This window comes from Pantoea sp. JZ29, from assembly GCF_035190385.1.
Classification (GTDB): Bacteria; Pseudomonadota; Gammaproteobacteria; order Enterobacterales; family Enterobacteriaceae; genus Pantoea; species Pantoea stewartii.
In genome coordinates, this window is sequence record NZ_CP045242.1 from 239,495 (window position 1) to 251,818 (window position 12,324).

Consider the following 12,324-nt stretch of genomic DNA (forward strand, 5'->3'; position numbering starts at 1 on the left):
TATTGCTGCGGCAGACCATTAAACCTGCATTCAGGCCTGCGCACGCGTAAGGCGGGCCTGAACCTGCACGGCATGCAAACAGGATGAACATGAAAACAATCGGACTGATCGGTGGGATGAGCTGGGAATCCACGCTGCCCTATTACCGCTTCATCAATGAAGGTATTCGGGAAAGACTGGGCGGATTACACTCGGCACGACTGCTGTTACACAGCGTCGATTTTCACGATATTGAAGTCTGTCAGCGTGAGGGCAACTGGGCACAGGCAGGCAAGCAGTTGGGTGAAGCCGCCCGGGGACTGGCACTTGCCGGGGCCGAAGCCATCGTGCTGTGTACCAATACGATGCACAAGGTTGCCGACGATATAGAAGCCCACTGCAATCTTCCCTTTTTACACATTGCCGATGCCACGGGCAGGGCGATAACAGCCAGAGGAATGACGCGAGTCGCCTTGCTGGGCACCCGCTATACGATGGAGCAGGATTTTTATCTGGGGCGGTTACAGCAACGGTTTTCGATTAACACGATCGTGCCGGAGGCGGAGCAGCGCGCCACCCTCAATCACATCATTTTTGATGAACTCTGCATGGGAAAATTTACCGAAAGCGCACGCCAGTATTATCTTGATGTGATCACGCAGCTGCGCGATCAGGGCGCGCAAGCGGTGATTTTCGGCTGCACGGAAATAGGCCTGCTGGTTCCCGAGGCGCAAAGCGCTCTGCCTGTCTTTGATACCACCAGCCTTCATGCCCGTGATGCCGTAGACTTTATGTTGTCCTGATTGTCCGTTATCCGGGCAACCAAAAAGTCTGTTCGTCGGCGTCATTAAGGGGTTTCAAATATCACGTAGAGCTTACGCATGGTCGTGTCCATAACCCATGTGCCTTCCGTGTTTGCTTCAAAAAACAACGTATCGCCGGGTTTGAAATGCTGTGGTGCTTCGCCATCAGCAGTAAAAGATCCCGTTCCGGAAAGGAAGTGCATCATCTCCGCTTGCTTTACGCCGCGACGATAGCTGCCCGGCGAACATTCAAAAATGCCCATATCAATACTCTCATGGCCCGGAATGACTTTCTGCAGCCCGGCGATCACGATTTCAGGTGAACCAGGTAATCCCTCAACGGTACCCCAGGGTTCGAGAGTGCTGATCGAAGCAGGTTGTTCAAGTTTTTGTACTTTCATTTTTTCTTCCTGAGCGATTGTCACGGTTATGGCAGGCATTGCACGTTGCCCTTAGCGTAAACAAAACCAGAAAAACAAAGCGCGTTTTAATTTCCTGCGTATGAAACTTCTGCTCATTCACCGTCGTCTTTAAAGCAGAATATGCCTGGCAAGGTCACGGCGCGTTCGGTACAGAGGCTAAGGGCGCAGTGTGCGGTTTTCCCGACGCCTTGCGACTTAATGCCACACGACATCGTCCGACTGAAACTGGCGTAAGGCTATCAACAAAATAGAAGGATCACGTTTAACGGTATCCGGCGATAGTTAACGGGTTGGTTTATCTGTTCTGCAATAAACAAAATCGCGGGATGGATTTGAAGAAGGCCCTGGTGATGAATTAACCCTTTTAGTTATGACAGCCCTTTAGCGGATATCACTCTATTTGACGCAATCACGATGATTAAGGATTTACCAGAAAACGGTATCGAACATACCTGTAATTGCACGAGGCGAGAGCTTAAGGCGCTAGTATGTGCGGTATGTCATTCTCCTGAATTAAACACCAGCAAGACAGGCTATCCAGAGCGGGCGGCGCATCCGCCGTTTTTGCTTGTGAATGCAGGCAGTTACGATGTCATCTCATCTGCCAGACGCCGTGGGATCGCAGCCTGATTTGAGTCACCTATTCTGAGCATGCTTTGACTGTTTTTTAAAGCAAAACAGACAGGCTTATTTCGCAACAGGTAGCGTTGAGATGGGTTTCGATCCCGGTTGATCGCCTTTTCCGCCAGGCTTAACCATGCCCGTTCTCGCCGACTTTATCCGTCTGTTGATTATTTCGCCTTGCGGCGAAATAAGATTTTTAATGAAAGTTAAACGTCGCATAAACGTAACAGAACCTGAACGGCAAAAACGTACAACATCGCTACGCTCAATAAAGGTAAATCATTTCATAATCGTTACGGAGTCAAATTGATGCATAAACTTTCGATGGTTGTTATTACCGCAGGTCTGCTCATGGCAATGAGTACTCAGGTCGAAGCGAAAGGGTGCCTGAAAGGTGCAGCCGTCGGTGGCGTTGCCGGGCATATGAAAAACCACGGTGCAGCGGGTGCGGCGGCTGGCTGTGCGGTTGGGCATCATATGGCGAAGAAAAAACAAAAAGAAGCGGATGCTAAGCAGCAAGGGCAGCAGTAAATCTCGCCGCCCTACACCGTCCGTCAGCGGACAGGTGTAGGGCAGATCAGGCTTTCACCGCAGGTAATCTCTTCTCTCCCTTTCGTGACGCACGTTAGCTCAGCAGGCTGGCGGCCACGTTTACAGATAGCCCCAGAATCGTCAGATTAAAGATAAAAGAGATGACCGACTGCAGGAGGGCGAGTTTTCGCATTTCTGTTGTGCCCGTTGCCACATCGGCGGTCTGAGAAGCCACCGCGATGGTAAAAGAGAAATAGAGAAAATCCCAGTAAGCCGGGTGCGCAGGTTTCTCTGGAAAGATCATCGGGGTAACGCTGCTGCTACGATGCAAATAGTGCTGGTGTGCATAATGCATGGCAAACGCGCTGGGCAGTAAAGCCCAGGAGGCGATGAGCGTTATGGCGGTCAGAAGCAAATGCAGGGCCCGCGGTGTGCCCGTCAGGCTTTTCAGCGTGGGAAGCTCGCTCATAATGGCCACCATACTGATCGTACAGGCTACAATCACCAGTCCCAGTACCAGTGCGGCACTTTGATCCTGCATCTGGGCGATTCGTTTAATCTGATCAGGCGCAGTGCGTAACATACGAAACCAGATAAACCAAAGATAGAGCCACGCCAGCACGTTCCAGCTTATCAAGAGTCGCTGCATTTGCCCCAACTGTTCGGGCAGTAAAAAATAGCAGACGATACCCGCAACGACAGAGATGAGCAGGCGCAACCGGGCGAAAAGATTTGAGCCAAAGGAAGAGTGCATGGTCATGGGTTTTTACTGGTAATTGAATCAGTTAACTCTAGTGTATTCCGGATTATCCTGCCGTAAAAAAAGCACGAGATTTACCCTGCGTTGTGAATGGGATAATGATGACATTCAGCTCTGAGTCAAATGCCCCAGCCACCACACCTTAAGTCAGGCAAACAGATGCGGTTACGTGCGATGTCACCCCATTTCGTCTTTCTGTTCTGTACCGGCACCGAGAATGTGCAACGCACATTCATTACTCATCATTCTGGTGCTTAGCGGCCTGAAAATCGGGTAATTGCCTGATTTCTGGCAACATGATTTCTGGCACGTCAATTGCAAAACTGTGAACAGTACGCAGCGCAACACATAATCTGATAGCAATAGCTGGCTAGGGTTCCGGTTCACGCAGGTGAATGTCTGGTCCGAGAGCTGGCGACCTCTGCGAGGTTACACGGCGGGACAAAAGCCCGGGAGACAGCAGCACCGTGAGGTGTCGCGCTGCTCCTTTTTTGTGCCAACCAGAGGTTAACCATGAAAACAACGTCGTTCATCCGCACGCTTTTGCTGTCACTGATCTTGCTGATCAGCTTTCCTTCCTTCGCCGCGGTCAAAAAAGAATTCAACATCTGCTGGACGATCTATGCGGGCTGGATGCCCTGGGGCACCATCAGTAATGAAAAAATTATTGATAAATGGGCCAGCAAATACGGCATCAAAATCCATATCGTTCAACTCAACGACTACATCGAATCCATTAACCAGTATACAGCGGGACAGTTTGACGGCTGCACCATGACTAATATGGATGCGCTGACTATCCCGGCGGCAGGCGGCGTGGATTCGACTGCGCTGATCACCGGCAGCTATTCCGATGGCAACGACGGTATAGTCCTGAAAGGGGTGAATAAAAAACTCAGCGACCTGAAGGGCATGTCGGTCTATTTACCTGAGCTGTCGGTATCGCACTATCTTCTGGTTCGCGGACTGGAAAAAGCCGGACTGCAGGAAAAGGACGTGAAGGTCGTCAATACCTCGGATGCGGATATCGTCTCGGCCTTTGGCACCAGCAACGTGCGGGCGGTGGTCGCCTGGAACCCGCAACTGTCCGTCATTAAAAAGACGCCACAAACCACTGAAGTGTTCAGCTCCTCCCAGGTCCCCGGTGAACTCATCGACATGATGGTGGTGAACACCCAGACGCTGAAAGATAACCCGGCTCTTGGCAAAGTGCTGACCGGAGCCTGGTTTGAAATGATGGCAAAAATGCACGCAGGCGATACGAAAGTGCTGAGTGAGATGGCTGCTGATTCCGGTACCGACCTTGCGGGCTATCAGGCCCAGCTGAAAACGACCCACCTGTTCTGGACACCTGCCGAAACGCTGGCCTTTATTTCTTCCCCGGAATTACCAAAAACCATGCAGCGCGTGGCGACATTCTCCTTTGATAAAGGGCTGCTGGGTCAGGGCGCACAGAGCGCTGACTTTATTGGCATGACGTTCCCGGGCAACGTCACCATTGGCGACAGGGCTAACAGCAAGCTGCGCTTCGACGACAGCTATCTGAAGCTGGCCGCCGCGGGCAAGTTGTAACCACTGACCACGGGAGTTCGTGCCATGCGCCTCATCAACCGCTATCCCCGCCAGGGCATGCGCCTGACGCTAATGCTGTTGCCCTTCGTGCTGATTATCGCCGCCTGGTTTATCGGGTCGGCGGTGCGGCTCGAAGCCAATCCGCAGGACAAACTGCTGCCCGGCCTGTCGCAGATGATTGATGCCATTGACCGGATGGCTTTCACGCCGGATAAGCGCAGTGGTGAATACCTGCTGTGGACCGATACGTTTACCAGCCTGAGCCGCCTGCTGCTGGGGCTGACGCTCTCCTCGTTGATCGGCCTGTGTCTGGGTATCGCCGCAGGGGTGTTCCCGCTGTCCCGCGCCGCCCTGTCACCCCTGCTGACGGTTGTCTCGATGATTCCGCCGCTGGCGATTCTGCCCGTGCTGTTTATTGTTTTCGGCCTGGATGAGTTGTCAAAAGTGATGCTTATCGTCATTGGCATTACGCCGATGCTCGCGCGCGATCTTGAACACCGGGCGCGGGAAATCCCGGCAGAACTCTTTATCAAAGCGCAAACCCTGGGGGCGAATAGCTGGACGGTTGTACTGCGGGTTGTCCTGCCGCAGCTGTTATCGCGGCTTATTACCTCGCTACGTCTGCTGCTGGGATCGGCCTGGCTGTTTTTAATCTCTTCTGAAGCGATTTCGGCGACCGCCGGGCTCGGCTATCGCATTTTCCTCGTACGGCGTTACATGGCGATGGATGTGATTATTCCTTATGTCATCTGGATCACGCTGCTGGCATGGCTGATGGATCTGGGCCTGCGCAGGTTGCACAACGCCTGTTTCCCCTGGGCGGAAGGAGGCCGGAAATGAGTTTTATCAGCATCAGGAATATCTGGCAGGAGTACGGCGATCATGTAGTGCTGGAGCGTATCAATTTACAGGTTAAAGAGGGTGAATTCTGCTCCCTGGTCGGTGCATCGGGCTGCGGAAAGTCGACATTTTTACGCCTGCTGCTGGGTCAGGAGAAACCTACCCGGGGAGAGATCACGCTGGATGGCCAGGCTCTGGCAACAGAACCAGACCGTAGCCGCGGCGTCGTGTTTCAGCGCTACTCCGTGTTTCCCCATCTCAACGTCCTGGATAACGTCGCGACGGGACTTGAGTTACCTGCTTCCCCGCTGTTTGGCCGCCTGTTTGGTGCCCGGAAACGCGAGGCCCGCCAGCAGGCGCGCGCGATGCTGGAGAAGGTGGGGCTGGGAAATGCGCTGGATAAATATCCGGCGCAGCTCTCCGGCGGCATGCAGCAAAGGCTGGCGATTGCCCAGGCATTCATCATGCAACCGCGCGTGCTGTTGCTTGATGAACCTTTTGGCGCACTGGATCCCGGCATTCGCAAAGATATGCATGCGCTGTTGCTTCAACTATGGAGTGAAACCCGTATGACGGTGTTTATGGTCACTCACGATCTTGCCGAAGGCTTCAACCTGGGCACCCGGCTACTGGTATTCGACAAAGTCCGTCACGATCCCCAGGCCCCTGATGCCTGGGGCGCACGTATCACTTACGACATTCCGCTTAATGAGGCGCGAATGGCACAGCTGATGGCAGACAGTAAAGACAACGTTTATGCATTAAGGAGACAGCAATGACCGCACGTTTTCACTCGGCTCCCAGCCTGCGCGAAGAGCGGCTTCCCGGCGGGGCGCATACCTCACTCATTCTGCGTAAAGGACAGATCCTGCGCCTGACCGATCTCGACGGCGGCGCTAACGTCAGCATGATGATGCTCAATCCCCACGAAAAAAGTGAACGCCTGAATCTGCCGGATACGCTAAAGGGTCAGCATACTGCCCGGCTCACCATCGGGCACTGTTTCTACTCCGATATGGGCCGCGTACTCGCCGGAATCGTGGCGGACAGCTGTGGCTGGCACGACCCGTTTGGTGGCGTACTGAACGCGGCAGAAACGCACGAAAAATATGGCACGGGGCGCTATCAGGAGCTGCGGAATGGCTTCCATCGTAACGGCGTCGATAATCTGTTGGTCGAAATGGGCAAATGGGATTTGGGTCTGGAAGATCTGCTCATGGTCGTTAACTTCTTCAGCAAAGTCACTGTAGATGAAGATGGCTACTTCCACTTCATCACAGCGAACAGTCGCGCAGGGGATTTTGTTGAGTTGTTTGCCCCTATGGACGTTCTGATCGTTTTGACCGCGCTGCCACATCCGATGGATCCTGCCCCGGACTATGCCCCGCGCCCCATTCAGCTGAGCTGGTATCAGGCGGATGACGAACAGGCCGCTACCGAAGCGTTGTTTATCCGCGATGAAAACCAGCGCGCGATTCGCAATACCCAACTTTTTGCCCTGTAAGGAGGCCGTGATGACCATGATTTCCAGCGACCGCCGCCCTGAAGATGCCGTGTACCGTCACGTTATCCCGGCGGGAGAACCCTGGCTGTTTGAGGTTAAAAAAGGGCAAACACTGCGTCTGCTCGATTTGGAAGGGAATCAGGCGATCGATACGCTGTTTTACAACGCGAATAACCCGCGTGAACGTTACGATCCTCAACGTACGCTACGCCGTCAGGGTAAGGCTTACCTGACCACCGGCAGCGTACTCTATTCCAATCTGGGCAATCCGTTGCTGACTATTGTCGCCGATACCTGCGGCCGTCACGATACGTTGGGCGGGGCTTGTGCGCAGGAAAGTAACACTGTGCGCTATGCCCATGACAAGCGCTATATGCACAGCTGCCGGGATAATTTTCTCTGTGCCTGCCTGCACGATGGCCGTCTGCATAAACGCGATATCGGTGCCAACATCAACTTTTTTATGAATGTCCCTGTTACCCCGCAAGGGGGACTGACCTTTGAGGACGGCATCTCTGCGGCCGGTAAATACGTTGAACTGCGTGCTGAGTGTAATGCGGTAGTTTTAATCTCTAACTGTCCGCAGTTAAACAACCCCTGCAACGGCTGGAACCCTACACCCGCCGAGGTACTGGTGTGGAACTGAGTCCGGCGCGGCTGAGCGTTACGCGCGCCTGAACAACATCAGCCCCGGGGACGGCCCCAGGGGACATATCGACTTTGTGCGGGACGGCCCGCTTCCCTGAGAGTTCCGCTTATGTTTGATACCTTACTGATTGCCAACCGTGGCGCGATTGCCTGCCGCATTTTGCGCACCCTACGTGCCATGCAGGTGAAGGGTGTGGCTGTGTACGCCGAAGCCGATCTCGGTAGCCTGCATATTCGCGACGCGGATGAAGCGTTAAGCCTTGGCGAAGGCCCGGCGGCGCAAACCTATCTGGTCGCCGAAAAAATTATCGCCGCAGCGCAGCAAAGTGGCGCACAGGCCATTCATCCGGGCTACGGTTTTCTTTCTGAAAATGCCGCGTTCGCGGAAGCCTGTGAGGCCGCAGGACTGATTTTTGTCGGCCCAACGCCGCAGCAGTTGCGAACCTTTGGCCTGAAGCACACGGCCCGGGCCCTGGCGAAAGCCGAAGGTGTGCCCTTACTGGAAGGCAGCGAATTACTGGCCGATGCCGCCGAAGCCTGCCGTGTCGCCGGGACAGTCGGTTATCCGGTGATGCTGAAAAGCACCGCGGGCGGCGGCGGAATTGGCATGCGCGTTTGCCGCGATGCGCACGAGCTGGCCGACGCGTTCGATACGGTACAGCGGCTGGGGCAAAACAACTTCAGCGACGCCGGCGTGTTTCTCGAAAACTATATCGAACGGGCGCGCCACCTTGAGGTGCAGATTTTCGGCGACGGGCAGGGTGAGGTTATCGCGCTGGGCGTGCGTGACTGCTCGGTGCAGCGGCGTAATCAAAAGGTCATCGAAGAAACCCCCGCGCCCAATCTGCCCGAAGGAATGGCGCAGGCGCTGTGCGAGGCGGCGGTTGCGCTGGGTAAAGCGGTAAACTATCGCAGTGCGGGCACGGTGGAGTTTGTTTATGACAGCGTCGCCCGCCAGTTTTACTTCCTGGAGGTCAATACCCGCCTTCAGGTAGAGCATGGCGTAACGGAACAGGTCTGGGGTGTTGACCTGGTGAAATGGATGATTGAACTGGCGGCGGGCACCTTGCCGCCGCTGCGCGAGCTGGCCGCGGGGCTTCAGCCACAGGGCCATGCTGTTCAGGCACGGGTTTATGCGGAAGATCCGGGACGGCAGTTTCAGCCTTCCCCCGGACTGCTCACGGAGGTAGCCTTTCCCGAAACCGAGAATGCCAGCCTGCGCATTGATCACTGGGTCGAAGCCGGCTGTGAAGTGCCGCCGTTTTTTGATCCGCTACTGGCAAAAATGATCGCCTGGCGGCCCAGCCGCGATGAGGCCATTGCCACGCTTTCGCAGGCGCTGGGGGAGACGCGTTTGTACGGTGTTGAAACCAATCGCCTCTATCTGCAGCAAATCCTGGCGTTTGCGCCCTTTGTCCAGGGAGAACCCTGGACCCGTTGTCTGGAGCAGCTGTGTTATCAGGCGGCGACAGTTGAGGTGCTGAGTGCCGGTACGCAAACCAGCGTTCAGGATTACCCGGGCCGTCTGGGGTACTGGGCAGTCGGCGTACCGCCATCCGGGCCGATGGATGATCGCGCCCTGCGTTCAGGCAACCGGCTGCTGGGGAATGAGGAGGGCGAAGCCGCGCTGGAAATCACCCTCACCGGACCCACCCTGAAATTTAACACCGCCATTGAGGCGGTGATTTGCGGTGCATCGCTGAGCGCTACCCTGGATGGCCAGCCCGTGCCGATGGAATGTGTCTTTACGATATCCGCCGGAGCAACGCTAAAGCTGGGTGCCGTAAACGGTGCGGGCGTGCGAAGCTATCTCTGCCTGAGCGGCGGTATTCAGGTGCCAACATATTTAGGCAGCAAAAGCACCTTTACGCTCGGCCAGTTTGGTGGTCATGCCGGACGCGCCCTGCGCAGCGGTGATATTCTGCACCTGGCACCGCAGGCGGCGCAGGCGGGCACGAAACTTCCTCTGGCTTTGCGTACGAATCTTCCGCAGGTCCGCACCTTGCGGGTGATTTATGGCCCCCATGGCGCGCCGGAGTTTTTTACGCCGGACTATATCGCCACCTTTTTTGCCACGGACTGGGAAGTACATTTCAACTCCAGTCGCACGGGCGTTCGTCTGATTGGACCCAAGCCTGACTGGAGCCGTGACAGCGGCGGCGAAGCCGGACTGCACCCGTCGAATATTCACGATAACCCCTACGCTATTGGCGCGGTTGATTTTACCGGCGATATGCCGGTAATTTTGGGCCCGGATGGACCCAGTCTGGGGGGCTTCGTTTGTCCGGTCACGGTTATAGAAGCCGACCTCTGGCAACTGGGGCAACTGAAAGCCGGTGATAACGTGCGCTTTACCGCAGTGGATTTGCCCACCGCGCGTCAGCTGGCCCGGGAGCAACGCCAGGCGCTGGCAACGCTCTGCGCGCAGGAGACGGCCTGGCAACCTGCGCCGCTGACCTCGCCGATTGTTATGACCTGCGGCGAGGCCGATAAGCGCCTGGTGGCGCGGCTTTCGGGCGATACGCATCTGCTCCTCGAAGCCGGGGAGCCGGAACTGGACCTGGTTCTGCGTTTTCGCATTCATGCCCTGATGCAGGCGCTGGAAGCGCATGCAAAAGACGGGGTGATTGATATCACGCCGGGGATCCGTTCGCTGCAAATCCATTTTCAGCCTGAAATTCTCACCCATGACGCGCTGCTGGCATGGGTGCGCGGCGAGTGGCTCACAGTTTGTATGCATGATGATCTGCAGGTGCCGACGCGCGTGGTGCATCTGCCGCTTTCCTGGGACGATCCCGCCTGCCGTCAGGCGATTGAAAAATACATGACTACGGTACGTCCTGATGCGCCGTGGTGCCCCAGCAACCTGGAGTTTATTCGTCGGATTAACGATCTGCCTGACGAGCAGGCGGTCTGGAAAACGGTATTTGAAGCCAACTACCTGGTTATGGGGCTGGGCGATGTCTATCTTGGCGCGCCGGTAGCGACACCGCTGGATCCGCGCCATCGTCTTGTCACCACAAAATATAATCCGGCGCGTACCTGGACGGCAGAAAATTCGGTCGGTATCGGTGGGGCTTACCTGTGCGTTTACGGTATGGAAGGGCCCGGTGGCTATCAGTTTGTGGGCCGCACGCTTCAGATGTGGAACCGCTATCGCGACGTCACCGATTTTGCCGGAAAACCCTGGCTACTGCGCTTCTTCGATCAACTGCGTTTTTACCCCGTATCCGCCGGGGAACTGATGCAAATCCGCCGCGATTTTCCACTGGGACGCTATCCGCTGCGCATTGAGCACAGCACGCTGCGGTTAAGCGATTATCAGCAGTTTCTTGCTCAGGAGGCGCAGAGCATCGCGGCGTTTCGTGACCATCAGCAAAAGGCGTTTAATGCGGAACGCGATCGCTGGATCGCCAGCGGTCAGGCTCATTTCGACAGCCAGGAAAGCGTGGTGGAAGAGGGCGGCGATAGGTTATTACAGCAGGGTGAACAGGGCGTCGAAAGCCCGGTTTCCGGCAATCTCTGGCAGGTCCAAACTACGGCGGGAAGTCGCGTGCATGCGGGGGATGTGCTGGTCGTGCTGGAATCCATGAAAATGGAGATTCCGCTACTGGCACCGTGCGACGGCATCATTCAGCAGATAAATGTGCAGCCAGGCAGTGCTGTGCGCGCGGGACAGCGGGTTGCGGTGATAAGGGAAGAGAACGTCTGAAGCGGGAGCGGTTTCGGGCCCCGGATAGCGGTTACCGCCGGGGCTGATCACGCTCGTTGGTGATCTCCGTCTGGCAGGGGCGCGAAGCAGGTATGTCTCGTGCACCTGCGCGCCGAAAGCCATGCGCTCTGGCATGTTATCGGCGCGCTGTTTGCTAAACAAAAACGGCTGTAAAGGTGATGCGTATTCCCGGCCTTTTACGCGTCGCGGACGCTGCCACCATAAGCTTCCGGCACCAGATCCTGCTCGGCATCCCCGCTCTCAAGTAGCATTAACAGACTTTCAGCAACTTTTTCAGGTGAATGCGCGAAGGCGGCAATCTCTTTTTCCTGCGCGCTGGCCTGCTCACGGCCTGATTTAACGGACTGGTAAAATTCTGTCGCGGTCACAAAGGGATAGAAAGTCGATACCGTGATCCCCTCAGAAGCCAGCTCCAGACGGGCAACACGTGAAAGCATATTCAGTCCGGCTTTCGCGCTGGTATAGGCCGCAGAGCCTGGATAGGTTGCCAGCGTTGCACCTGAGCTGACATTAACAATGCTGCCGCGTCCTTGCTGACGCATCGCGGGTAGGACCGCCTGCATCATCCTGAGTGGCGCAACCAGATTTACGTCCAGCAGTGCCATGAAGTCCTCACTGCCGATCGTGTCAATGGCACCATGCAGCCCTTGCCCCGCATTGTTGATTAACGCGTCAACGCGCCCAAAATGGCTAAGCGTGGTCTGAACGGCGTTGGCAATCTCATCATGACGCGTCACATCACAGGCTATCGCTATGGCGTTTCCCAACGTTTGCGCCAGCGCGCTAATGCGTTCTTTACGCCGCGCGATAAGTACCACCTGCGCGCCAGATTGTGCAGCCGCCCGGGCGGTTGCTGCACCAATGCCCGACGATGCGCCGGTTATCATGATTACTGCCCCTTTAATATT

The 12,324-nt window shown here is 55.8% G+C and carries 11 protein-coding genes and 1 riboswitch; of the genes, 8 read left to right on the forward strand and 3 right to left on the reverse strand.

Going from position 1 to position 12,324, the window contains the following annotated elements; translation table 11 throughout:
* Nucleotides 1-89: 89 nt before the first annotated feature.
* Nucleotides 90-782 (forward strand): aspartate/glutamate racemase, encoded by a 693-nt coding sequence (locus tag GC090_RS21015; protein ID WP_006122091.1) that lies wholly within the window; start codon nucleotides 90-92, stop codon nucleotides 780-782.
* Between the two features lie 44 nt (nucleotides 783-826).
* Here the strand turns inward: GC090_RS21015 and GC090_RS21020 are convergent, their stop codons facing one another.
* Nucleotides 827-1,183 (reverse strand): cupin domain-containing protein, encoded by a 357-nt coding sequence (locus tag GC090_RS21020; RefSeq protein ID WP_039339333.1) that lies wholly within the window; start codon nucleotides 1,181-1,183, stop codon nucleotides 827-829.
* A gap of 954 nt (nucleotides 1,184-2,137) precedes the next feature.
* Here GC090_RS21020 and GC090_RS21025 point away from each other — a divergent pair.
* Nucleotides 2,138-2,359, forward strand: coding sequence for a hypothetical protein (locus tag GC090_RS21025; protein ID WP_039339335.1), 222 nt, complete (start codon nucleotides 2,138-2,140; stop codon nucleotides 2,357-2,359).
* A gap of 94 nt (nucleotides 2,360-2,453) precedes the next feature.
* Here the strand turns inward: GC090_RS21025 and GC090_RS21030 are convergent, their stop codons facing one another.
* Nucleotides 2,454-3,113 carry a DUF1345 domain-containing protein gene (locus GC090_RS21030; RefSeq protein ID WP_039339618.1) on the reverse strand — a complete coding sequence of 220 codons (660 nt, stop codon included), beginning with the start codon at nucleotides 3,111-3,113 and terminating at the stop codon, nucleotides 2,454-2,456.
* Nucleotides 3,114-3,478: 365 nt separating this feature from the next.
* Nucleotides 3,479-3,577: riboswitch (guanidine-I (ykkC/yxkD leader) on the forward strand.
* Between the two features lie 55 nt (nucleotides 3,578-3,632).
* On the opposite strand from GC090_RS21030, the gene GC090_RS21035 reads away from it, so the two are divergent.
* The 6 genes from GC090_RS21035 to uca all read left to right on the forward strand — a co-directional run bounded on the left by GC090_RS21035 (nucleotide 3,633) and on the right by uca (nucleotide 11,395).
* The gene (locus tag GC090_RS21035; RefSeq protein ID WP_324021658.1) at nucleotides 3,633-4,691 is read left to right on the forward strand and encodes a putative urea ABC transporter substrate-binding protein; all 1,059 of its coding nucleotides are present in this window, start codon (nucleotides 3,633-3,635) and stop codon (nucleotides 4,689-4,691) included.
* A 24-nt stretch (nucleotides 4,692-4,715) separates the two neighbouring features.
* Nucleotides 4,716-5,531, forward strand: coding sequence for an ABC transporter permease (locus GC090_RS21040; protein ID WP_033742259.1), 816 nt, complete (start codon nucleotides 4,716-4,718; stop codon nucleotides 5,529-5,531).
* Nucleotides 5,528-6,310 (forward strand): ABC transporter ATP-binding protein, encoded by a 783-nt coding sequence (locus GC090_RS21045; RefSeq protein ID WP_205954640.1) that lies wholly within the window; start codon nucleotides 5,528-5,530, stop codon nucleotides 6,308-6,310. Before GC090_RS21040 ends, GC090_RS21045 begins: the two co-directional genes overlap by 4 nt.
* The gene (locus GC090_RS21050; RefSeq protein WP_162286600.1) at nucleotides 6,307-7,035 is read left to right on the forward strand and encodes an urea amidolyase associated protein UAAP1; all 729 of its coding nucleotides are present in this window, start codon (nucleotides 6,307-6,309) and stop codon (nucleotides 7,033-7,035) included. The genes GC090_RS21045 and GC090_RS21050 overlap by 4 nt, the downstream gene beginning before the upstream one ends.
* 10 nt (nucleotides 7,036-7,045) lie before the next feature.
* Nucleotides 7,046-7,681 (forward strand): urea amidolyase associated protein UAAP2, encoded by a 636-nt coding sequence (locus GC090_RS21055; protein ID WP_205951463.1) that lies wholly within the window; start codon nucleotides 7,046-7,048, stop codon nucleotides 7,679-7,681.
* Between the two features lie 111 nt (nucleotides 7,682-7,792).
* A complete protein-coding gene (gene uca / locus GC090_RS21060; protein WP_324021662.1) occupies nucleotides 7,793-11,395 on the forward strand; it encodes an urea carboxylase in 3,603 nt (1,200 codons plus the stop codon).
* A gap of 197 nt (nucleotides 11,396-11,592) precedes the next feature.
* Here uca and GC090_RS21065 read toward each other — a convergent pair whose 3' ends face one another.
* Nucleotides 11,593-12,303, reverse strand: coding sequence for an SDR family oxidoreductase (locus GC090_RS21065; protein ID WP_232368669.1), 711 nt, complete (start codon nucleotides 12,301-12,303; stop codon nucleotides 11,593-11,595).
* Nucleotides 12,304-12,324: the final 21 nt, after the last annotated feature.